Here is a 21,442-nt window from a genome sequence, read left to right as displayed (position 1 = left end):
TCCGCTACCCACACCTCATCCCCGCACTTTTCAACGTGCGTGGGTTCGGGCCTCCATTCAGTGTTACCTGAACTTCACCCTGGACATGGGTAGATCACCTGGTTTCGGGTCTACGACCTCATACTCATTCGCCCTGTTCAGACTCGCTTTCGCTGCGGCTCCGTCTCATCAACTTAACCTTGCATGAAATCGTAACTCGCCGGTTCATTCTACAAAAGGCACGCCATCACCCGTTGTCTTAAAAAGACCATAGGGCTCTGACTACTTGTAGGCACACGGTTTCAGGATCTGTTTCACTCCCCTTCCGGGGTGCTTTTCACCTTTCCCTCACGGTACTGGTTCACTATCGGTCACTAGGGAGTATTTAGCCTTGGGAGATGGTCCTCCCTGCTTCCGACGGGATTTCACGTGTCCCGCCGTACTCAGGATCCACTCAGGAGGGAACGAAGTTTCGACTACAGGGTTTTTACCTTCTCTGACGGGCCTTTCCAGGCCTCTTCATCTACCCCGTTCCTTTGTAACTCCATATAGAGTGTCCTACAACCCCAGAAGGCAAGCCTTCTGGTTTGGGCTAATTCCGTTTCGCTCGCCGCTACTCAGGAAATCGCGTTTGCTTTCTCTTCCTCCGGGTACTTAGATGTTTCAGTTCCCCGGGTCTGCCTTCCATACCCTATTTATTCAGGTAAGGATACTGCCCCATTACGGGCAGCGGGTTTCCCCATTCGGAAATCTCCGGATCAAAGCTTACTTACAGCTCCCCGAAGCATATCGGTGTTAGTCCCGTCCTTCATCGGCTCCTAGTGCCAAGGCATCCACCGTGCGCCCTTTCTAACTTAACCATTGCTAATTTGTGATGACCGTCGGCCTTCTTCGTCAGCTTCACTCGCTCACTCCTCACGTATGTGTAATACGCTCCGGTGCTCGCTCGATTGCTTCCTCGAATCCCTCGGTCCTGACAAATTATCAGTTTTTACATCTCGGTGTTTTGAAAATTGACGCAAAAAATTTGCCTTATTACTGTTATCTAGTTTTCAAAGAACAATGTTCATTACCTAATGTCGCGAAAGCGACTTGCCCATCATAACACATTCGTTATGAGAACTGTAAGGTAATTATTGGTTTGAAAGAATTGCTTCTTTCAAAACTGAACAAAACATAAGCGCCAACGCCTTTATATCCTTAGAAAGGAGGTGATCCAGCCGCACCTTCCGATACGGCTACCTTGTTACGACTTCACCCCAATCATCTGTCCCACCTTAGGCGGCTGGCTCCAAAAGGTTACCTCACCGACTTCGGGTGTTACAAACTCTCGTGGTGTGACGGGCGGTGTGTACAAGGCCCGGGAACGTATTCACCGCGGCATGCTGATCCGCGATTACTAGCGATTCCGGCTTCATGCAGGCGAGTTGCAGCCTGCAATCCGAACTGAGAATGGCTTTATGGGATTGGCTCGGCCTCGCGGCTTCGCTGCCCTTTGTACCATCCATTGTAGCACGTGTGTAGCCCAGGTCATAAGGGGCATGATGATTTGACGTCATCCCCACCTTCCTCCGGTTTGTCACCGGCAGTCACCTTAGAGTGCCCAACTGAATGCTGGCAACTAAGATCAAGGGTTGCGCTCGTTGCGGGACTTAACCCAACATCTCACGACACGAGCTGACGACAACCATGCACCACCTGTCACTCTGTCCCCCGAAGGGGAACGCCCTATCTCTAGGGAAGTCAGAGGATGTCAAGACCTGGTAAGGTTCTTCGCGTTGCTTCGAATTAAACCACATGCTCCACCGCTTGTGCGGGCCCCCGTCAATTCCTTTGAGTTTCAGCCTTGCGGCCGTACTCCCCAGGCGGAGTGCTTAATGCGTTTGCTGCAGCACTAAAGGGCGGAAACCCTCTAACACTTAGCACTCATCGTTTACGGCGTGGACTACCAGGGTATCTAATCCTGTTCGCTCCCCACGCTTTCGCGCCTCAGCGTCAGTTACAGACCAGAGAGTCGCCTTCGCCACTGGTGTTCCTCCACATCTCTACGCATTTCACCGCTACACGTGGAATTCCACTCTCCTCTTCTGCACTCAAGTCCCCCAGTTTCCAATGACCCTCCACGGTTGAGCCGTGGGCTTTCACATCAGACTTAAAGGACCGCCTGCGCGCGCTTTACGCCCAATAATTCCGGACAACGCTTGCCACCTACGTATTACCGCGGCTGCTGGCACGTAGTTAGCCGTGGCTTTCTGGTCAGGTACCGTCAAGGTGCCAGCAGTTACTCTGGCACTTGTTCTTCCCTGACAACAGAGCTTTACGACCCGAAGGCCTTCTTCGCTCACGCGGCGTTGCTCCGTCAGACTTTCGTCCATTGCGGAAGATTCCCTACTGCTGCCTCCCGTAGGAGTCTGGGCCGTGTCTCAGTCCCAGTGTGGCCGATCACCCTCTCAGGTCGGCTACGCATCGTCGCCTTGGTGGGCCATTACCCCACCAACTAGCTAATGCGCCGCGGGCCCATCTGTAAGTGACAGCCGAAACCGTCTTTCCATCCTCCCCCATGCGGGGGAAGAACCTATCCGGTATTAGCTCCGGTTTCCCGAAGTTATCCCAGTCTTACAGGCAGGTTGCCCACGTGTTACTCACCCGTCCGCCGCTGACTTCCGGGAGCAAGCTCCCTTCTGTCCGCTCGACTTGCATGTATTAGGCACGCCGCCAGCGTTCGTCCTGAGCCAGGATCAAACTCTCCGATAGAATTTGTGACGCACATGGATGTGCTAACATCGGCGTTGTCACAGGACGTGACGATCTTAGCCGATGATCCTTAACTCTTGTACTTTTAAAGTGTGTACTCACTATTATTTAGACGTCTTATTTCTTATAGAAGAAACAAGAATCTGGCGCTTGTTTTGTTCAGTTTTCAAAGAGCAATAATGGAGCGGGTGATGAGAATCGAACTCACGACATCAGCTTGGAAGGCTGAGGTTTTACCATTAAACTACACCCGCATAATATTGAATAAAGAATTACTTGTTTTGGCCTGGTCGGGAAGACAGGATTCGAACCTGCGACCCCTTGGTCCCAAACCAAGTGCTCTACCAAGCTGAGCTACTTCCCGCATATGGCGCGCCCGAAAGGAGTCGAACCCATAACCTTCTGATCCGTAGTCAGACGCTCTATCCAATTGAGCTACGGGCGCTTGAATTTCGTTCTATTTGGTGCGGCCGAGAGGACTTGAACCTCCACGGGGTTTCCCCCACTAGGCCCTCAACCTAGCGCGTCTGCCATTCCGCCACGACCGCGTATAGCGGTATATACTATCATAGCCAATTTCCTAAATGAAATCAACTGGTAATTAGTGGTGCGGGTGAAGGGAGTCGAACCCCCACGCCTTGCGGCGCCAGATCCTAAGTCTGGTGCGTCTGCCAATTCCGCCACACCCGCATTATTATAATGGTGAGCCATGAAGGACTCGAACCTTCGACCCTCTGATTAAAAGTCAGATGCTCTACCGACTGAGCTAATGGCTCACATGGCTGGGCTAGCTGGATTCGAACCAACGCATGACGGAGTCAAAGTCCGTTGCCTTACCGCTTGGCTATAGCCCAATGAAAAATCACAGGAATTAAATGTACCATGTAAAAGATATGGTTTCAAGTGTTGCTTTCTTCCAGATAAAAAATGGCGGTCCCGACGGGAATCGAACCCGCGATCTCCTGCGTGACAGGCAGGCATGTTAACCGCTACACCACGGGACCAGAAGTTGTTTAAATAAATGTCTAGCTACAAAACCAAATGTTTTGCTTTTTTTAAAAAAGTGACCCCTACGGGATTCGAACCCGTGTTACCGCCGTGAAAGGGCGGTGTCTTAACCGCTTGACCAAGGGGCCATGATATTCGCTGTGCTTAATTGAAGAAAATGGCGGAGAAGGAGGGATTTGAACCCTCGCGCCGCTTACGCGACCTACACCCTTAGCAGGGGCGCCTCTTCAGCCTCTTGAGTACTTCCCCAAAAGATGGCTCCGCAGGTAGGACTCGAACCTACGACCGTTCGGTTAACAGCCGAATGCTCTACCACTGAGCTACTGCGGAATAGTTTATAACTCTATAAGAGACAAGTCGCTCACAACCCTTTGTTTCAACGCCGTGTTGTTTTGTCGACTCTTATGATTATAAGGAGCCTAAGTAAGAAAGTCAACACTTTTATAATATTTTTTTCGTTTCTTTGTAGACAGCTATTTGATTTCCTTGAAGAATTGTAAACTTCCTCGGCATTTTCCACAAACATATCTGCTTGTATTAATCCTTCTTCTTCTCGTAAAGGTTTGTCCGCATCCAGAGCATCTGTAAATTAGCACCTTCCTGGATGTTCTCTTTTCACTCTCGGGAAGTGCGGTACAAAAACGCGGAGCACCGACTTCTGCCAGTAACCTGCGAAAATCCGCGTCCCTGTGTTTATAGCCCCTTTTTTCTAAATGAAGATGATAATGACATAGTTCATGTTTAATAATTCCGATCAATTCTTCTGTTCCATACTCTTCTAGATACTTTTTATTTATTTCGATATCATGTGAACTCAACAAATAGCGGCCGCCAGTCGTTCTTAATCTTGGGTTAAACCTCGCCTTATGAATAAATGGTTTCCCAAAGAACTCGCTGGAAATATTCTCAACTAAAATCTGCAGTTCTGTATTATCCAACGGTTTTCCCCTTTCCTACAGGAACATGACAAACTATTATAACATACAATTAATAAATAAATGTTAAGCGAATGCTTATCAATCCATTGATTCGCAGCTAAATTTTCAAAGAAACAGCAGCAGCTACGGCAGCCCTTTAACTCTTGATCTCTGGGGCCATCAAAAATATTCAGGAGGTCATACCATGCCAAGATGGTTTGAAAAACAAATGAGAAAGGCTTATTTTGATAAGGATACATCCCAGATAAAAATGCTCAACCAATGCTGGTTCTTTTACCTTCGGAAGACAAATATTTGAATCTTCATGGAAAGTACAAAAATCACCTTCAGATAGTATCCGAAGGTGAATGGATAATTATTTAGGAGGCAGCATTGACAAAGAAACTCTTTGTTTATTGACATCTACCTGCTCCACCCATACAGTCACAACATCTCCAACTGATACGATATCAAGGGGATGTTTTACGTATTTATTGCTGAGCTTGGAAATATGGACTAACCCATCTTGTTTTACTCCGATATCAACAAATGCACCAAAATCCACCACATTTCGCACTGTGCCTTGCAGCTCCATTCCCGTCTTAAGGTCTTCCATCTTTAATACATCCTGTTTTAAAAGCGGTTTTGGAAGCTCGTCCCTCGGGTCTCTCCCTGGTTTGATAAGCGCATCAATAATATCCTTTAATGTAATTTCTCCTATATCTAAATCTTGTGCCAAAGTAACCCTATCCACCACAGAAAGTTCTTTTTTAAGCTGTTCTGTGCCAAGGTCACTCCTTGTAAAACCAAGCTTCTTTAACAATTTGTTAACCGCTGCGTAATTTTCAGGATGAATGGAAGTTCGATCTAATGGCTCCGAACCGTCAATGATCCTTAAGAAACCGATACATTGCTCGTATGTTTTCGCTCCTAAGCGGGGGATGCCCTTTAAGTCTGCTCTGCTTGTAAACTTGCCATCTTCCTCTCTCTGCTTTACGATGTTTTGTGCCACTGATTTGGACAAACCTGCCACGTACTGCAATAAGGAAGGAGAAGCGGTATTAACGTTTACTCCCACCTGATTGACGGCAGTTTCTACCACAAACGTCAGCGAATCAGATAATTTCTTTTGCGATACGTCATGCTGGTATTGGCCTACCCCAACTGACTTCGGATCGATTTTAACCAATTCAGCTAATGGGTCCTGAAGGCGCCTGCCTATGGAAACAGCACTTCTCTGTTCCACTTGAAGGTCCGGAAATTCCTGTCTGGCTATATCTGATGCAGAATATACGCTAGCCCCAGCTTCATTGACAATGATATAGGAGATAGATCCCTGTACCTCTTTTAATGTGTCAGCAACAAATTGCTCTGTTTCTCTAGATGCTGTTCCATTGCCGATTGCTACTATATCTACTTTGTATTGTCTTAGCATGGCGGATAGCTTGGTTTGTGCTTCTTTCGTTTTCGAAACGGGAGGATGAGGATAAATTACACTTATATCCATAACTTTTCCGGTTTCATCAACCACCGCCAGCTTGCAACCTGTGCGATAAGCAGGGTCTACCGCAAGAACAACCTGTCCTTTTAAAGGCGGCTGAAGCAAAAGGTTTCGGAGGTTTTCTGAAAAAATATGTATGGCCTGATCCTCAGCCTTCTCTGTTAATTCCTTTCTAATTTCCCGTTCCACCGAGGGCATGATTAGTCGTTTGAAGCTGTCTTCCACTGCATCCCTCACCGTTTTCGCCATTGTGGAATCCGGATTTTTAATTATTTTATTCTCTAGATACGCGAGGATCAGTTCAGTTTTAGGCCTGACCGCAATGCGCAAAACCTCTTCCTTTTCACCGCGATTTAGCGCCAATACTCTATGGGGAACAATCTTTTGAACAGGTTCCTCGTATTCATAGTACATCTCAAAAATCTTCTTCTCATCGTTCTCTTTTTGCTTTACCGTAGAAACAACATGTCCATTTTTAATTATTTCAGCACGTATCCATTTTCTTATCTCTGCATCATCCGCCAGCTGTTCAGCGATAATATCCTTGGCTCCGGCAATAGCATCAGCTTCAGATGGAACGTCTTCAGATATGAAATCTTGTGCCTTTTGTTCCAGACCCGGACTTGGTGGAAATTGCAACATCCATGCAGCCAGCGGCTCCAGTCCTTTTTCTTTAGCTGCCGTCGCCTTCGTTCGTCTTTTTTGTTTAAAGGGACGATATAAATCTTCTACTTCCTGCAATTTACCGGCAATTGAGATTTGCTCCCTAAGCTCAGGAGTAAGCTTGCCCTGCTCGTCGATCAGCCTGATTACCTCTGTTTTTCTGGTTCTAAGGTTTTCAAGATAATTCCAACGTTCCATAACATTGCGTAATTGGACCTCATCCAGCGATCCTGTCAGTTCCTTCCTATAACGCGCAATGAATGGAACAGTATTGCCTTCCTGAAGTAAATTAATAACGTTTTTTACCTGGTTTATTTTCAGAGTCATTTCTTTCGCAATTTGTGATACCACCGCTTGTAAATGGTCTATTTCTGCGTTCATATTTATCCTCCAGCATATAGATATGTATATAGTCTATCAAATCTGCTTTCAGCACGCTATTCTCCATACATTTTACCCACACAAGCTTCGGGCAGTATGTTGTTATGAAATAAAAAAGCTTACCATCATAAGTTATGATAGTAAGCTTCCAAGTATTAACGTAGTATCATCCGAATGTATCGGATTATTTTGTAAGATGACTTTGGCATTTTGCTCTAAAGAACTATAAGTTTTAAGAATCGCTTTTGCTCCTTGAAGCTGAAGGCCGTCCGAATGCAGAATAAATTTAGCATTGGGCTCGTATTTAAATCTCTGCGTGTGATACTTTTGTTGTCTGCCCGATAAGTAGCCAGTTACAGGTAAGGGATAGACAAGTTTGTCTGATTCCGGATTATAAAGAAAGAATCGGATATTGCCAACAGAGCTATAAACAAATTCCTTTGTATCATAATAAAGCTTAAGCACGGACACCGCTGCACCCCTTTTATTAACAAGAGTGCTGTTGCAGATGGCCATCAATGATTCAACGCCTTTGTCATGATACTTTTTTGCTTCCTCTGTTACCGCAAATGATGATTCATATGCGAATTTTCCGCTCCCTAATCCGTCAGCCAGTACACACAAGAAATAATCTTCTGTGTTAATGAAAAAATATCCATCGCCGCAATATGGCATGTCATTCTTCGAAGACTGGGAAACCAGTACTTCTATCCTGTCTTCCCTGAGAATTTCTTTGATCATTGAACAAACTCCGAATTGTTTTCGGCATTGATTGCTTCTTGAAGTTTTTTGATCGCTCTTCGCTGAAGCCGCGAGACGTGCATTTGAGAGATGCCAAGTCGTTCGCCGGCTTCTTTCTGGCTTAAGTTTTCAAGGTACGTATACTGAATAATTTTCTTTTCTCTATCACTTAACACATGCAATACCTTTTCGAGTACCAACCTCTGGTTAACACGTTCAAATCCTTCGTCCACGTTCCCAAAGATATCGAGCAAGGTAACAGTGCCGCCATCCGAATCCGCTTCAATAGAATGATCGACAGACAGAGCCTGATAACTTTTGCCCATCTCCATCGCCTCCAAAACTTCTTCCTCGGCAACTTCAAGATGGTTGGCAATTTCATCTATTCTTGGAGAGCGGTGCAGAACCGTAGTCAGTTCTTCAACGGTAGCTTTAATTTTTGGGCCTAGTTCCTTGATTCTTCGCGGTACATGGACACTCCAGGTCTTATCTCGCAAAAACCTTTTTATTTCGCCTATTATGGTAGGTACAGCAAAAGCCTCGAAGCTTTTGCCAAAGGACTCATCGTAACGGCGGATCGCTCCCAGGAGGCCAATCATGCCAACCTGGATAATATCTTCATGATATGATTTTCCTTTTGAGTACTTGCGGGAGATAGTTTCGACTAAGCTTTGATAATGCAGGACTAGTTGACTTTGGGCTTCCTCATCTTGGTGAAGCTGATACGCTTTTATCCATTCATTGACTTGTTCTTTCGTCGATTGATTAGGTTGAGAGTGTTTTTGCATCCATCTCCACCTGCTCTCCTTCTAAGAACTTAGTCATAAATACCGTAACCCCGTCATGCTGATGTATTTTAACTTCGTCCATTAGGGTTTCGATGAGGTAAAGGCCCAAGCCTCCTTCTCTTAGGAATTCAACATTCTGCCCATTTTCGTAAGGGCCGAGACCCTGGCGTACATCATCAAAATCACAGCTTTTCCCATTGTCTGAAACCATGACCTCTAATCGGTCCTCATAAAGTCCGAAAGCAATTTTAACTTCGCCTTTTTCGGATTCCTTATATGCATGCTGTACTGCATTCGTACAAGCTTCACTTGTTGCAATTTTCAAATCTTCAATATCGTCATATGAAAAACCCATCCGGCTTGCTATACCAGAAAGTGTCAAGCGGATCACGCCGATAAAATCAGGCTTGGCAGGTATTTTCATTTCGATGTAGTCATATGCTTGGTTCATGCTAACCCACCCTCTGCATCACTTTTAATATCGATAATATCCGCAAGGCCAGTGATGTCGAACAGACGACGCAGGCGTTCCGACAGCCCAACAAGCTTAAATTGTCCATCATGGGCTCGGACACTTTTGAATAATCCTACGAAAACACCTAGTCCTGTACTGTCCATATAATTTACTTCACTCAAATCGACCACCATTGACACTCCTTCCTGCTCCGAGAGCGGAAAAAGTGATTCACGCAATTTAGGTGCAGTATAGGCGTCGATTTCACCTTTTACTTGTACTTCGACAGTTGAATTTATATCTTTAACATCAATCGTTATATTCATGTACTTGGACCCACCTTTTTGAACTCATTCCAATTAATATTTACCCAGAAAAGCAACAATCAAACGTCTCTTTTTAAAATGATCAATGTAAAATCGTCCCTCAATTGGAAATGCTGGAGCTTCTCTAGCTCTTTATAAATATTATTTACAATTTCCTGTGCGCTTAGGTGAATGTTTTTGTGTATATATTCAACTAGGGTTTCTCTTTCGATAAACCCTTCACTTGTTCTGCATTCTGTCACGCCATCAGACAAGAGGACAATCATGTCTCCCGGCTCAACCTGTTTTTCGTACTGCCTGTATTTTGTTTTTTTGTCTACGCCCAGCAATAATCCTTTAGCATCCAGGTCCTTAAATGTTCCCGTGGAGGCTTCATAATAGAAACCCGGCTCATGGCCTGCTGAAGCGTAAGAAAATATATGGTTATGAGGATTATAAAGACCATAAAACATGGTGATGAACATACTTGGATCAACATTATGTTCCACCACCCTGTTCAAACTTTCAAGCACACTGCTCGGGGCGTGGCGATGCTCCGGCAGGCTGTCCATGGCGTATTTGATCATAGACATACATAATGCTGCAGGAATCCCCTTCCCAATTACATCCGCAATACCTATGCCAACGCATTCACTTTCATCCTGTACAAAGTGATAATAGTCTCCATTCATTTGTCTTGCAGGAACACTTATAGCCCCGATTTCCAGTCCATCTACATCGGGAATGCTGGTTTCCAGAAGCGTGTGCTGGACATTTGCAGCAATTTCTATTTCCGATTTCAGTTCCTGCTGCTGGTGGCGCAGGCTTTGATGTTCCCTGTATGCAATGCCATATCCCATCATAACCTCTAAAAGGAAGTCAAGGGAATGAAGAACTTCCCCGGGTGTTTCAGGAAAAATATCCATCAATACACCCTTATGGAAGTTTATAATTTCTTCAGGCGATACCTTATGCTCAATTGTTTTCCGGCTTAATTTTTGGCCCTGGTATAGCGCTTGTTCAGTCTGTTCTTTTAAATATGTGGAGAGAGCTTCACGGTACTTTTCTTCCATGTTCTCTCTGATATCCATGCTTTCTCCCCCTAACGGAGCCATTTCGTAGCAGTAATCTTCGTGCCTTTTCCTGGCGTCGATTCAATATCGAAATCATCCATAAGACGTTTCACTCCCGGGAGACCCGCTCCCAATCCACCGGAAGTCGTATATCCATCCTCCATGACTTTGCGGATGTCCTGGATGCCGGGCCCTTCATCGGCAGCTAAAATCTTGACTCCCGATCTCCCGCCATCAAATATTTTCTCTATGCATACTATGCCCTGCCCGGCATATAAATAAATATTCCTTGCAAGTTCACTGATTGCTGTGGTGATTCTAGCCTGGTCCACTGTGCCGAACCCCAGCTCCTTCGCAACATTGCGCCCAAGCTGGCGCGCAGCCACGATGTCCCACTCATTTATAATTTTTACACAGGATTGGTCCATACATCATTCCCCCAATTCCTGTTGTAGTTTCTCCAGGCCTTTCTCTAAATCTAGTGCTGTAAGAACATCATCAAGGCTGATCCCTAATTCGATAAGTGTAATCGCTACAGCCGGCTGGATCCCCGTTATTACGACTTTCGCACCCATTAGTTTGGACATGCTGAATACATCGCCCAGCACCTTCGCTATAAAGGAGTCGATAAAGTCGATGGAAGTGATGTCAATTACTACACCGTTTGCACTCGTTTCGTGAATTTTATGTAGCAGATCCTCCTGGAATTGAAGTGCTGTAGCGTCATCAAGTTCCCATTGTATTGATACAAGCAGACAATCATATAATTTTAAAATTGGTATTCTCATTCTATTCACCCACCTCGACTATCTTACGGCTAGTCAACTCTAAGGCTGCTTCAATTCCTTTTTTCAACGAATTCTTCGTGATAACTTCATTTAAATTAATACCCAGGTTGACAATCGTCTGGGCAATTTCAGGGCGGATTCCACACAGCATGCATTTTGCCCCCACCAGGCGAACCGCTTCGGCCGCCTGAATGATGTGGTGTGCCACCATGGTATCGACTACAGGTACACCTGTAATATCTATCAACACCACCTCAGAGCGGTGTTTAACAGCCCCATTTAACAGGTTTTCCATTATCTGTTTAGCCCTCTCTGTATCTATTGTGCCCACGAGGGGCATGACAGTGATGCCTTCCAGAACGGGAATCAGAGGGGCTGACAGCTCCTGAAGGGCTATCTTTTGAAGCCACACCGTTCTTTCCCATGTTTGGGTGTATATATTGATAATTTCGCTGCTCATGGGTGCAGACCATTCTTCAAGACCGGTAAGAATGTCAATCTGATTTTCCGGATTTACCATTCCCACCCTTACCATACCTTCAAACACAATGACATTGAATTTTCGCAGACCCTCATCCACAAATGTTAGCGGCCAGCCAAGCTGCACAACTTTCTCCGCAAAATCTGACAGCTTATTAGCAAATTCCTCCTTATTCCTCTCAAGATTAAGGACAATTATATCAATGAACTCACTGCTGGTTCGGGTGAACATCTGGTCGGAAACCACTTTAATCAGGCGCTCATCTGCAGTCTCCTTCATCCTTTGCATCCACTCATCCAGTATACTCTCCTGGTTCTCCCTGATATAACTGTAAACCAATTGATTCATAATATCCTCCCATTCTGAGCATACCTCTGCACAGCAAACACAAGCCCGTCAGTGCCGGTGGCAGTATGTAACTTTGAATTGCACTCCGTTCCCTTGTGCCAAAATTTTTATATCTTCCGACTTAATTTCTGCTCAGTTTCAAGAAAAATGCATTAAATATATATATAAAAAATTGTTGTACTTCCCCACTTTTTCACTATAATATTTATCACTTTCATTCGTCAAATGATACTGTTTTCCCTGCAATTTTACTCAACATATTTGACCGGACCCTTAACTTTTTGCGCAAAGTCATATTGATCCTGCTCTAGAAAACTGTGAAACCAATTTTACCGGGGACTGGCGCCTTAAGAATGTCCCCGATACATCAAGGCGGTTCCGATTATTAATAAAAAAACAGCTCCTCGTATATCGGAGCTGTTTTATCTTACTGTTTTTTGTGTATTAAATTATAAAAACGACGAACTTTTCGTCTGATAGGTTAATTAAAATTCTACAAGACCTAAACTAATTTGCAAGGCATCTTGGACTTTTTGCATCATCGCTTCATCGAGATGAGTAATCTTATCGGTTAAACGCTGTTTGTCAATGGTGCGTATTTGTTCTAAAAGGATGACTGAATCACGTTCAAATCCATATTTTTTGGCATTAATCTCAACATGCGTAGGCAGTTTGGCCTTTTGAATCTGCGCCGTTATCGCTGCCACAATCACAGTAGGACTAAAGCGGTTGCCTATATCATTTTGAATGATCAGTACCGGACGAGTTCCACCTTGCTCTGAACCGACAACCGGAGACAGGTCTGCGAAGTATACGTCACCACGCTTAACAACAATCAAAGGTTCATCCTCCGCTGACTAAACGTTCGACACAATGTTCGGCCTCATATTCTGCCAAAAATGCTTCAGATGCAATTGTCAAGTTAATGGCTGCCATTTCAATGTAACCACGTTTCATAGATTCACGAAATTCTCTTTTTTTACGTTCGCGAAGGTAGATTTTCGTCGCACGATAAATAAGTTCACTGCGATTTACATTCTCTTCTCTAACATACCCATCTAATTCGGATAAAAAATTTTGAGGTAATCGAATTAATATCTCTCTAGTTGCGCTGGATTCAGACACAAACATACACCTCCACCATCACTACACACCTTATTATATATCCTTTTCCATATTACCATTAAATCGCTGCCATGCAAAGAGTATATTCGGGACTCTATATTATTATCAGCATAAAAGTCTTATTATTATTCATGTTCGTACCCTCAAATACCCAACTTGTTATTTTCTTCCAGTAATAGAGGGTTCAGTATTCTCTTGACTCTTCCAGACCGGAGATACACCCTTGGAACCCTGTTCGTAATGATGCATGGAACCTCATAATTTATCGTTTCCATTTTAACGGCAATTTCGTCCATTGAAATAAACTTATCCCCAGCTTGGCCAATTAATGTTACTTCTGTGCCGACCGGCATAAACTCAGGGAGCCTGACCATGCACTGGTCCATACAAATTCTCCCTACAATCGGTACCCGTTTACCGTTGGCCAGTACCTCGAAGCCCTGCAGCTTCCTAAGCCAGCCATCAGCATAGCCTACCGGCAATGTAGCCACCCACTCCCGTCCGGGGGCTGTATACGCAGCTCCATAACTTATGCTCTCTCCCCCGGAAAGCTCTTTCACGTGAACAATCTTTGTTTTTAACGACATGACCTGTTTTAACTCTATAGGAAGCGAATCTTTAATTTCCAATGAAGGAGTCAATCCATACATGGTAATGCCCATTCTTATTGCCGAGAAATCATTGTCCGGGTGTCTCAATGCGGAAGCACTGTTGCTTGCGTGGACAATCGACGGCCTTTCTGATAGGCTGGACAGCAGTCGATTAAAGCCTTTTACCTGTTTATCATAGTATTCGCTATCTAGTTCATCCGCTGTAGCGAAATGAGTATAAATACCTTCTAACATGAACTCGGGAACAGGCCTTATTACATTCTCAAGCTCGGTCAGTTCCATTTCGGTTCGAACGCCTAGCCTTCCCATGCCAGTATCACACTTGATATGCAGGCGAAGGAATTCCCCTTTACCAATTACTTCCTTGGCGCGGTCAACCCATTCTTGCTGAAATACGGTTAGTGCAATATTAAAATCGGCCGCAAGATTAACACTCTCCGGTCTCGTGGCCCCTAACACCAGGATAGGCGCATCGATTCCCTTTTTCCGAAGGGCAAGTGCCTCATCCAAAAAGGCGACAGCAAGATAATCCGCTCCCGCTTCCAACGCTGTTTGAGCAACTTCATAATCACCGTGCCCATAGGCATTGGCCTTTACAACCGCAAACAATTTTGCGTCTGGGGAAACATGCTTTCGCATAGACGCTACATTATGGTACAAATTGTCTAAATTTATTTCAGCCCAGGTATCTCTGTGGAACATTTCGGTTTCCAACTCTTAAACCTTCCTTCTATCATGCGTAAACTGCTTCTGAACACTCCAATGTCCACATTATAGACAATTATATATATAATTTAAAGGAGAAAGCGAAGGTAAGAGTTTATTTTCCAGAAATAAACCAACTGCCAATCCCTCGACTATGATCTGAAAACATAGAGGCCCGGCTCCCTTTTCATAGAGTGCCTCTCCGAAAGCACAAGCAAATGAAAGCTTAGCCGGGGCCTGCTCATTATTTTGTAGCCGCTACGTCGACTGACCTTGCTACCTTCACCATTTCAGCGGCAGATAAATTTTCTGACGCAAGCAAGTAATCGATTCCATTATGCGTCCAGGAAATTGTGTTGTCAGTCATTGCCCCCACGGTATATCCCAGGTCAACAGGCTCACCATTGATACTTTTTGAAACAAGAAGTGTCTGTACAACTTCAGCCTTTTCCTGGATCAAAGTATAGCTCTTTTCCCCTTCGTAGGTCAGGACGACTCTCTTTCCATCCTCTGTATCCAGCTTCGCTTCGTCAGTCAGCTTGACTCCATCCAATTCAAAGGACGGGTACTTAACCGCAAATCCTTTATCTTCTTTGCCCATGACCGGCACCTCTAATTGAGCGCCTGTCATATTTTTCTTCATATCGAATGCGTCGTTGTCAAACGATGTATTAAATTTTACCTTTGAGAAATCGACTGTCACCAAGGCGTTGCGGTCGGAATCCATCACCTTGACACTCACAGGGGAAAGGTCTCTCTTATTGAACGTGATCGTCTGGTAAGGAAGCATCTTGCTATTTTGGTATCTTGTTTTTGTTTCAAACACATAATGCTTGTCTGTCTCCTTGAAGGTGGCGCTTTTGTCTTCGATAATATCCTTGACTAATGATTCATACAAATATGCCTGGCTGCTGTTTTTCGGCCATTCACTCTGGAAGCGGAAACTTTTATTTAAAGCCGGTGTTAGCACATATACACCATCATCATTACGGAGGATCATCTGGCTTTGATCTTTCTTTGAGTTCCTGAGGTTCACTCTGTAAAACGATGGATCCTTATGCCAGATCTCTACATTATAGACCTGTGGTTCAGTCCCCATTTTCAAGGTCATTTTGGCATTCGCCTTGTAGCCCTTCATCTCCTGTAGTTTCTCATCCAAATCACGGATAACGTCATCTTGTGTTTTCTGTCCGCATGCGGTTAGGGCGAATATAAGCGTGATCCCCGCAAAAAGCGCTAGCAACTTCTTCATCTTTTCAACCCCTTTTTGTTTTATAAACGTAAAAGGGAGAGGAAAAGGCGGGTCCAGACACCTGAGGTTAACACAGATCTCGGCAAGGATGTTAAGGCTTATGCTGTCTTCTGCAATTGCTCTAACCAACTATCATCGGCATGCAGACACTTTTCTTGTGAGCCTTTCCTGCAATGTATCTTTTACCGGGCCTTGTCTCCCTATAGCAATATGATTATATGAGACAACCCGTGCTAATATGTCTGTGAAGGCTTCAAAGAAAATGGCAAACCTATGATCAACCAGGCAAGTTACAACCTGCCCCGGGCTATAATGCGAGATAGAGTTGCATGTACCACAAAAAAAAGCCCCATTAAAAACGGAACCTCCAGATTTATTCTTCTTCAATTATTACCTGTGCAGCAGCGTATTCCCTGCTATGAGTAATGGAAAGATGCACTCCTCTTGAAAATGGCTTATTGATGTATGGCTTTCCGTTCTCATCATTGCGTATCTCTATATCCAAAAATGAGATATGTTTCCCAATACCCGTACCTAAAGCCTTTGAAAAGGCCTCTTTCGCAGCGAAGCGCCCTGCCAGGAACTCATTTCTGCGGCTGCCTTCCAGACGGTCCCATTTTTCCTTTTCATGACCCGTCAGGATCCTGACCACAAATTTCGGCTTGCGATTGATAATCTGTGCTACTCTGTCAATCTCTATAATGTCCATTCCAATTCCCTTTATCAAACCGCTGCACCTCCTTCTAATGCTTCATCTCAAGCATATATATAAGTACAAGTCATGGTACCCCAATAAAACAATGAATTCAAACGCCGGACCAAACTGCAGACGTGGAATTAACACGCAATAACTCCGCAGCACGTATCCATTGATCAATTTATCCGGCACGGGGCAGCCCTTAGCTGTCTCCCCGAAAAGCCGCCAAACTACATAAAAAAAAGGATGATGTAAGGTGTTTGGACGCTTTATTCAGATGGCAAAGCACTACCCAGTACTGAGCATGCTGCTATCTGCCAATTTGATATTTTATTTGCTGCTTTCCCTTCCCGTTTTCCCCAGGCTGTCTCTATATCAAAGCTTGTCCGGTATAAATTTATACATAGCGGATGGAGAATGGTGGCGCTTAATCACACCGATTTTCCTTCACAGCAGCTTTGAACATGTAATGTTTAACTGCGTTGCGCTCTATATACTTGGAGAAGCACTAGAGAGTTCGATAGGATCTGTTAGGCTCTTATTGTTATTTGTATGTACAGGTATAATCGCCAATATCATTACTTATCTTGTCCATCCCCTTACTTATATTCATGTGGGTGCAAGCGGTTCATTATATGGCTTATTGGGGTTCTACTTATTTTTTTCTATTTTTAAAAAATCACTGTTATCCCGGCAAAAGAGAATCATGATATATAGCCTGGCCATAGTCGGTATCATACTGACATTTATCCAGCCCGGTATAAATCATACGGGTCACCTTGGCGGATTGGCAGCCGGATTGTTGATCGCTCCACTATTATCAAAAAAAGCTGCCCCTCTATGGTAAGCCTATCTTCTCTTTCATCTCCTTCCATTGGAGAACCATGCCTTTATCTTAAGGCTGTCAGCTAAGTCAACATCCTTCACTTCGCCTGTCCTTGGAGCAGCTCCAGTCGCAACTGTCGCTGACAAAGAAGATAACTGCCTCTTTTGTTGAAACCAGTTGCTTTCAAAATCCATGGATTGAATTCTGTTTTTTCGCAAGACAACAGTCTGCCTGGATAAAAATCGATATCGAAGCTGGAGCTGGGAGCCATTAAGTAACCAGCCTGCATCTTTGTAGCAAAAATAACCCCACAGTGCAGCCAAAGGCAGTAGTGAAACGAAAGTGATCAAGCCCCAAGGCCAATATAAAATACTGCATACAGCTGCCAGCGGAAGAGCTAATATCCCTTTTCTCCAAATATACCTGGAGAACGAGCGTGCTGGCACAGGGTTCAGCTCACTATCAGCCTTATAATCCCCAGTTGTTTGCTGCACCAAGTCAGCAAGGGTTTCCTTTTTAATGATGGGAAACAGCATGATATTGGCGCTTTCTTTATCCAGTACGGAACCTCCCGCATATTCTACATAGACCGTAGCATAGCCTAAAGGCTGCCTCATCAAATTTTCCGTTATCCGGATACCTTGAATTTTTTTTATAGGTATGGTTAGCTGCCTTCTCTCCAAAAGGCCCCTCGTGATTATGATATCCTCATCCTTTTTCCAGACGGTGAAATGCGCGTACCTTAGAAGCACTCCTACTGCCGCTGCAAAATATGCAAGAACAAGTCCTATAAACAGCATGAGGGAGATCGTAAGCACACTGCTTTTGGCAAACTGGGCAAATCCCTTAAAAACAGCATCAAACGGAATGATTTCATCAAATTGGCTAATGAACGCAACCGTCCCGGAAAAAACGACGCCAACACCTCCTGAAGTTGCTGCCATCAAAAGCAATTTCCTGAAAGATAGGCTGAAAATATTCGTACCGGGTTCACTTTTTGAGTGTTCGTGTTGAGTTTCTGAAGACATATGGTCAGCATCAAGGACCGGATCACTTGCGGCATATTTAACCTGGAAGAATAGTCTATCGATTTCGACGGCTTCTGCTTTAGAAATCGCGGTAAGCTCTGCTTCAGCCCTGCCGCCCTTGTTTCCTGCAGTTTCGATTTTGACTTTCACCAGCCCAAACAGCCTCTGCAGAATTCCCTCTGACACATCGATGCTATGTATTCTTTCAAATCTGATATATCTTTTTTTCTTGAACAACACACCTGACTCTATGCGGATTTCCCTATCTTCAATACGATAAGTAAATCTGTACCAATTAAGAATGCCGTAAACAATTAATCCTGCAACAAGTGATGGGACCAGGAAAATATCCAATAATGCACTTGGCCCATGTCTGTCTCCCCCAAAAACGAGCAGTGCTATAAGCGGCAGGAACGATTCTTTTATAAGCTTGAATGCATTGGATACAGCGGCAATCGGATGCAGCCTCTTTTCTTTAGACATCTTCTTCCTCCACACTGGCAAGCCTTGATATCCTATGTCTCAATTCATCCGCTTCAAGCATTTCCAGTGCGGGTATCTCATGCAGGGTGGCCGCTGTTGATATTTTGACGGATGCCAGGTTATATTTTCTCAAGAGAGGGCCTTGCTCCGTTTCCACATGCTGGACCCTGACCATCGGTACAAGTGTCCTGGTTATTACCCATATCCCGCTTTGTATTTCTATTTCCGATTCTCTGACTTCATACCGCCAGCGTTTCCATTTCATATCTGGAAATAGCTTGACAAACAGATAGGTCTCTGCACAACAAAAGAGCACACTCCCGAAAATGATCCATTGATCCCAATTAAAGATAATGGTTACTGTACATAGGATGGCAACGGCAACCCAGCTGGCCGCGGATATCAAAACTCCGGAAAGCCTCCACACCTTTAAGGCTTTCTTTGAAATTTTATTTTGAGGTTCAAGCAACGCTGTTCCCCCTTATTCTGATTTTTTATTAGGACGGTAAAATTATACTATATAAGTCTGGCATCTTCATTAGGCTTCAATAAAAAAGAGCATCCACCAGAGAGCAGCGGCGCTGTTCAATGGTGGATGCTTCCTTTATATTATTTATTTAGCTTTTCTCGCCTTTGTCCAGAAGGACGGCCGCCGCCGCGGTTATTGCTTCCACCGCGTTTATGTCCATAATCCTTGCGTCCCTGCGCTCCGCCTCTTCCGCCATTTCCGCGTGAACGGTTGCTGCCAGAACGATTGCGGTCGCGTCTCATTGGCAGTGGAGACTCTTCTGTCAATTTGATAGGCGTAGTATCCGGCTCTTTTGTCATTTGCTTTAACACCGCTGCCACTAAATCGACAGCATTGTGCTTAGTTAGAAGCTCCTCAGCCTGGGATAGATAAAGGGTCAGGTCCTCATTTTCCACAGAGTTAAGGATTTTTTCGGTTACTGCCTTCTGCTGCCCTTCAAGCGCTTCTGTCAAAGTAGGTGCTTTCATTCGCTGCATACGCTTCTTCGTAGTGTTTTCTACTGCTTGCAGCTGGCCTCTTTCTCTTGGTGTGATGAATGTGATTGCCACACCATGCTTGCCTGCACGTCCAGTACGTCCGATGCGGTGTACATAGCTTTCAGGATCCTGTGGGATATCAAAATTGTAAACGTGAGTAACACCGGAAATATCCAGTCCACGTGCTGCTACATCTGTGGCCACAAGTACGTCGATGCTTCCTTCTTTGAATTTCTTCAGAACAGAAAGACGTTTTGCCTGGCTTAGATCTCCATGAATGCCTTCAGCCATATAACCGCGAACATTTAACGCGGAAGACAGCTCGTCGACCCGGCGCTTTGTGCGACCGAATACAATCGCCAATTCAGGCGTCTGTATATCAATCAAACGGGCTAAAGCTTCAAACTTTTCATTTTCCCTTAATTCCAGGTAGTATTGTTCAATCCTGGATACAGTCATTTCCTTGGCTTTTATCTTCACAATGGTTGGGTCAGTCATGAACCGTTCTGCAATCTTTCTGATCGGATCAGGCATTGTAGCTGAGAAAAGAAGGGTTTGCCTGTTCTCAGTAGGTACTTCAGAAAGGATTGATTCGATATCCTCAATGAATCCCATGTTAAGCATTTCATCCGCTTCATCCAAAATGACAGTGGATACGCCATTCAAACGCAGGGTTTTGCGTTTGATGTGATCTAGTAGACGTCCAGGTGTACCGACAATGATATGAGGGTTTTTCTTTAATGCACGGATTTGGCGATCTATATCCTGTCCGCCATAAACCGCTAATACGCGTGCGCGCTTGCCGTAACCAAGCTTGAAAAGCTCCTCAGACACCTGTATGGCCAGCTCACGAGTTGGAGCTATGATAATGCCCTGAACATTTTCATTTTTAATATCTATTTTTTCCATCAAAGGAATTCCGAATGCAGCAGTCTTTCCAGTACCTGTTTGTGCTTGTCCGATAATATCCTTTCCTTCAAGCGCTAAAGGTATAGTCTGTGCCTGGATTGGGGTTGCTTCTTCGAATCCCATTTTTTCTATAGATTTCATTGTGGATCTGTCTAATCCTAATTCGCTAAACAATGTCAATGTGTTCGTACTCCTTTTTTAATAAAGAATTGTTTCTTAAGAAAAAGTTTTTCTCATTATCACCTAAAAGAATGACTACAATTAAAAAACTTAAGAACTCAATCTTGATTTATTAAAAAGACATGAGAAAAACGAGGTGCCTCCAGCTGGCTGCCAATTCCTTAAAGATGGCTTCACGGAACATAACCCCGCGGATTGCCTAACAGGAATTAGGCACAGGCGAATTAATCCATATCCCGGAACCCACATTTTTCTTATGTGCCAAGAAAGTATTCATACTTTCTTAAATCTAAAAAATCATCCCATTCAATTGTAGTTTTCCCTGAATGGACTTAATCAATCACTTTTTAACAGTACATGTAACCAAAATCAAATTCATCAGACGGAATTGTAAAGTAGCATGCGCGGCGGTTGCCGGTTCAGGTGAGGGCAGCTGCACC

The 21,442-nt window shown here is 44.4% G+C and carries 20 protein-coding genes, 11 tRNA genes and 2 rRNA genes (1 of these 33 only partly in view); 2 read left to right on the top strand and 31 right to left on the bottom strand.

What is annotated here, in order from left to right:
- The 14 genes from V1500_RS01960 to V1500_RS01895 form a co-directional block, all read right to left on the bottom strand.
- Positions 1 to 839, bottom strand: a 23S ribosomal RNA gene (locus V1500_RS01960); it reaches 2,107 nt to the left of the window's first position.
- Positions 840 to 1,183: 344 nt separating this feature from the next.
- Positions 1,184 to 2,733, bottom strand: a 16S ribosomal RNA gene (locus tag V1500_RS01955).
- Together the 16S and 23S rRNA genes with 11 tRNA genes alongside form the textbook arrangement of a ribosomal RNA operon.
- 180 nt (positions 2,734 to 2,913) lie before the next feature.
- A tRNA-Gly gene (locus V1500_RS01950) sits at positions 2,914 to 2,987 on the bottom strand.
- Between the two features lie 33 nt (positions 2,988 to 3,020).
- Positions 3,021 to 3,097 (bottom strand) — tRNA-Pro (locus V1500_RS01945).
- Positions 3,098 to 3,101: 4 nt separating this feature from the next.
- Positions 3,102 to 3,178: transfer RNA gene (locus tag V1500_RS01940), tRNA-Arg, on the bottom strand.
- Between the two features lie 17 nt (positions 3,179 to 3,195).
- A tRNA-Leu gene (locus V1500_RS01935) sits at positions 3,196 to 3,281 on the bottom strand.
- A 57-nt stretch (positions 3,282 to 3,338) separates the two neighbouring features.
- Positions 3,339 to 3,423, bottom strand: a tRNA-Leu gene (locus V1500_RS01930).
- A 10-nt stretch (positions 3,424 to 3,433) separates the two neighbouring features.
- Positions 3,434 to 3,509, bottom strand: a tRNA-Lys gene (locus V1500_RS01925).
- A gap of 3 nt (positions 3,510 to 3,512) precedes the next feature.
- Positions 3,513 to 3,587: transfer RNA gene (locus V1500_RS01920), tRNA-Gln, on the bottom strand.
- A gap of 74 nt (positions 3,588 to 3,661) precedes the next feature.
- A tRNA-Asp gene (locus V1500_RS01915) sits at positions 3,662 to 3,737 on the bottom strand.
- Between the two features lie 60 nt (positions 3,738 to 3,797).
- Positions 3,798 to 3,869, bottom strand: a tRNA-Glu gene (locus V1500_RS01910).
- Positions 3,870 to 3,899: 30 nt separating this feature from the next.
- Positions 3,900 to 3,990: transfer RNA gene (locus V1500_RS01905), tRNA-Ser, on the bottom strand.
- Between the two features lie 6 nt (positions 3,991 to 3,996).
- Positions 3,997 to 4,071, bottom strand: a tRNA-Asn gene (locus V1500_RS01900).
- Between the two features lie 143 nt (positions 4,072 to 4,214).
- Positions 4,215 to 4,679 carry a SprT family protein gene (locus V1500_RS01895; protein WP_409303968.1) on the bottom strand — a complete coding sequence of 155 codons (465 nt, stop codon included), beginning with the start codon at positions 4,677 to 4,679 and terminating at the stop codon, positions 4,215 to 4,217.
- 184 nt (positions 4,680 to 4,863) lie between these two features.
- On the opposite strand from V1500_RS01895, the gene cmpA reads away from it, so the two are divergent.
- Positions 4,864 to 4,977, top strand: coding sequence for a cortex morphogenetic protein CmpA (gene cmpA / locus V1500_RS01890; protein WP_409303967.1), 114 nt, complete (start codon positions 4,864 to 4,866; stop codon positions 4,975 to 4,977).
- A 57-nt stretch (positions 4,978 to 5,034) separates the two neighbouring features.
- On the opposite strand, the gene V1500_RS01885 is transcribed toward cmpA, so the two are convergent.
- The 14 genes from V1500_RS01885 to acpS form a co-directional block, all read right to left on the bottom strand.
- Complete coding sequence (locus V1500_RS01885) at positions 5,035 to 7,203, bottom strand: Tex family protein (protein ID WP_409303966.1); 2,169 nt, start codon at positions 7,201 to 7,203, stop codon at positions 5,035 to 5,037.
- A gap of 132 nt (positions 7,204 to 7,335) precedes the next feature.
- On the bottom strand, positions 7,336 to 7,944 hold the full coding sequence (locus V1500_RS01880) for a SpoIIE family protein phosphatase (RefSeq protein WP_409303965.1): 609 nt from the start codon (positions 7,942 to 7,944) through the stop codon (positions 7,336 to 7,338).
- Positions 7,941 to 8,732: an RNA polymerase sigma factor SigB gene (sigB, locus tag V1500_RS01875; RefSeq protein WP_409303964.1), complete on the bottom strand. Its 792-nt coding sequence runs from the start codon at positions 8,730 to 8,732 to the stop codon at positions 7,941 to 7,943. The genes V1500_RS01880 and sigB overlap by 4 nt, the downstream gene beginning before the upstream one ends.
- Entirely contained in the window at positions 8,710 to 9,183 is a 474-nt protein-coding gene (gene rsbW, locus V1500_RS01870) for an anti-sigma B factor RsbW (protein ID WP_409303963.1), read from the bottom strand. Before rsbW ends, sigB begins: the two co-directional genes overlap by 23 nt.
- Positions 9,180 to 9,512: an anti-sigma factor antagonist gene (locus V1500_RS01865; protein WP_409303962.1), complete on the bottom strand. Its 333-nt coding sequence runs from the start codon at positions 9,510 to 9,512 to the stop codon at positions 9,180 to 9,182. Before V1500_RS01865 ends, rsbW begins: the two co-directional genes overlap by 4 nt.
- A gap of 59 nt (positions 9,513 to 9,571) precedes the next feature.
- Positions 9,572 to 10,582, bottom strand: coding sequence for a PP2C family protein-serine/threonine phosphatase (locus tag V1500_RS01860; protein WP_409303961.1), 1,011 nt, complete (start codon positions 10,580 to 10,582; stop codon positions 9,572 to 9,574).
- A gap of 11 nt (positions 10,583 to 10,593) precedes the next feature.
- Positions 10,594 to 10,992, bottom strand: a complete 399-nt coding sequence (locus V1500_RS01855; RefSeq protein WP_409303960.1) for an anti-sigma regulatory factor — start codon at positions 10,990 to 10,992, stop codon at positions 10,594 to 10,596.
- 3 nt (positions 10,993 to 10,995) lie between these two features.
- Positions 10,996 to 11,352, bottom strand: a complete 357-nt coding sequence (locus tag V1500_RS01850; RefSeq protein WP_409303959.1) for an STAS domain-containing protein — start codon at positions 11,350 to 11,352, stop codon at positions 10,996 to 10,998.
- A gap of 1 nt (position 11,353) precedes the next feature.
- On the bottom strand, positions 11,354 to 12,181 hold the full coding sequence (locus tag V1500_RS01845; RefSeq protein WP_409303958.1) for an RsbT co-antagonist protein RsbRA: 828 nt from the start codon (positions 12,179 to 12,181) through the stop codon (positions 11,354 to 11,356).
- Positions 12,182 to 12,666: 485 nt separating this feature from the next.
- The gene (locus tag V1500_RS01840; protein ID WP_126866561.1) at positions 12,667 to 13,017 is read right to left on the bottom strand and encodes a type II toxin-antitoxin system PemK/MazF family toxin; all 351 of its coding nucleotides are present in this window, start codon (positions 13,015 to 13,017) and stop codon (positions 12,667 to 12,669) included.
- A gap of 7 nt (positions 13,018 to 13,024) precedes the next feature.
- Entirely contained in the window at positions 13,025 to 13,306 is a 282-nt protein-coding gene (locus tag V1500_RS01835; protein WP_409303957.1) for a CopG family ribbon-helix-helix protein, read from the bottom strand.
- A 143-nt stretch (positions 13,307 to 13,449) separates the two neighbouring features.
- The gene (gene alr, locus V1500_RS01830; protein WP_409305889.1) at positions 13,450 to 14,619 is read right to left on the bottom strand and encodes an alanine racemase; all 1,170 of its coding nucleotides are present in this window, start codon (positions 14,617 to 14,619) and stop codon (positions 13,450 to 13,452) included.
- Positions 14,620 to 14,866: 247 nt separating this feature from the next.
- Positions 14,867 to 15,874 carry a LolA family protein gene (locus V1500_RS01825; RefSeq protein ID WP_409303956.1) on the bottom strand — a complete coding sequence of 336 codons (1,008 nt, stop codon included), beginning with the start codon at positions 15,872 to 15,874 and terminating at the stop codon, positions 14,867 to 14,869.
- A gap of 373 nt (positions 15,875 to 16,247) precedes the next feature.
- Complete coding sequence (gene acpS, locus V1500_RS01820; protein WP_409303955.1) at positions 16,248 to 16,601, bottom strand: holo-ACP synthase; 354 nt, start codon at positions 16,599 to 16,601, stop codon at positions 16,248 to 16,250.
- A gap of 226 nt (positions 16,602 to 16,827) precedes the next feature.
- Here acpS and V1500_RS01815 point away from each other — a divergent pair, with 226 nt between their 5' ends.
- Positions 16,828 to 17,418: a rhomboid family intramembrane serine protease gene (locus V1500_RS01815; protein WP_409303954.1), complete on the top strand. Its 591-nt coding sequence runs from the start codon at positions 16,828 to 16,830 to the stop codon at positions 17,416 to 17,418.
- Between the two features lie 14 nt (positions 17,419 to 17,432).
- On the opposite strand, the gene V1500_RS01810 is transcribed toward V1500_RS01815, so the two are convergent.
- From V1500_RS01810 to V1500_RS01800, 3 genes are all read right to left on the bottom strand, one after another.
- Positions 17,433 to 18,908, bottom strand: a complete 1,476-nt coding sequence (locus V1500_RS01810) for a PH domain-containing protein (protein ID WP_409303953.1) — start codon at positions 18,906 to 18,908, stop codon at positions 17,433 to 17,435.
- Complete coding sequence (locus tag V1500_RS01805; protein ID WP_409303952.1) at positions 18,901 to 19,377, bottom strand: PH domain-containing protein; 477 nt, start codon at positions 19,375 to 19,377, stop codon at positions 18,901 to 18,903. Before V1500_RS01805 ends, V1500_RS01810 begins: the two co-directional genes overlap by 8 nt.
- A 140-nt stretch (positions 19,378 to 19,517) precedes the next feature.
- On the bottom strand, positions 19,518 to 21,002 hold the full coding sequence (locus V1500_RS01800; protein WP_409303951.1) for a DEAD/DEAH box helicase: 1,485 nt from the start codon (positions 21,000 to 21,002) through the stop codon (positions 19,518 to 19,520).
- Between the last annotated feature and the right edge of the window lie 440 nt (positions 21,003 to 21,442).

Origin of the sequence: Peribacillus sedimenti (genome assembly GCF_046237635.1) — a bacterium.
GTDB classification, from domain to species: Bacteria; Bacillota; Bacilli; order Bacillales; family DSM-1321; genus Peribacillus; species Peribacillus sedimenti.
This window is presented reverse-complemented; position numbering and strand designations above follow the sequence as displayed.

Bases quoted from the DNA above. Each gene is read 5' to 3' on its own strand.
- cmpA (WP_409303967.1), top strand. From the start codon at position 4,864: ATGCCAAGATGGTTTGAAAAACAAATGAGAAAGGCTTATTTTGATAAG.
- V1500_RS01885 (WP_409303966.1), bottom strand. From the start codon at position 7,203: ATGAACGCAGAAATAGACCATTTACAAGCGGTGGTATCACAAATTGCG.
- V1500_RS01880 (WP_409303965.1), bottom strand. From the start codon at position 7,944: ATGATCAAAGAAATTCTCAGGGAAGACAGGATAGAAGTACTGGTTTCC.
- sigB (WP_409303964.1), bottom strand. From the start codon at position 8,732: ATGCAAAAACACTCTCAACCTAATCAATCGACGAAAGAACAAGTCAAT.
- rsbW (WP_409303963.1), bottom strand. From the start codon at position 9,183: ATGAACCAAGCATATGACTACATCGAAATGAAAATACCTGCCAAGCCT.
- V1500_RS01865 (WP_409303962.1), bottom strand. From the start codon at position 9,512: ATGAATATAACGATTGATGTTAAAGATATAAATTCAACTGTCGAAGTA.
- V1500_RS01860 (WP_409303961.1), bottom strand. From the start codon at position 10,582: ATGGATATCAGAGAGAACATGGAAGAAAAGTACCGTGAAGCTCTCTCC.
- V1500_RS01855 (WP_409303960.1), bottom strand. From the start codon at position 10,992: ATGGACCAATCCTGTGTAAAAATTATAAATGAGTGGGACATCGTGGCT.
- V1500_RS01850 (WP_409303959.1), bottom strand. From the start codon at position 11,352: ATGAGAATACCAATTTTAAAATTATATGATTGTCTGCTTGTATCAATA.
- V1500_RS01845 (WP_409303958.1), bottom strand. From the start codon at position 12,181: ATGAATCAATTGGTTTACAGTTATATCAGGGAGAACCAGGAGAGTATA.
- alr (WP_409305889.1), bottom strand. From the start codon at position 14,619: ATGTTCCACAGAGATACCTGGGCTGAAATAAATTTAGACAATTTGTAC.
- V1500_RS01825 (WP_409303956.1), bottom strand. From the start codon at position 15,874: ATGAAGAAGTTGCTAGCGCTTTTTGCGGGGATCACGCTTATATTCGCC.
- V1500_RS01810 (WP_409303953.1), bottom strand. From the start codon at position 18,908: ATGTCTAAAGAAAAGAGGCTGCATCCGATTGCCGCTGTATCCAATGCA.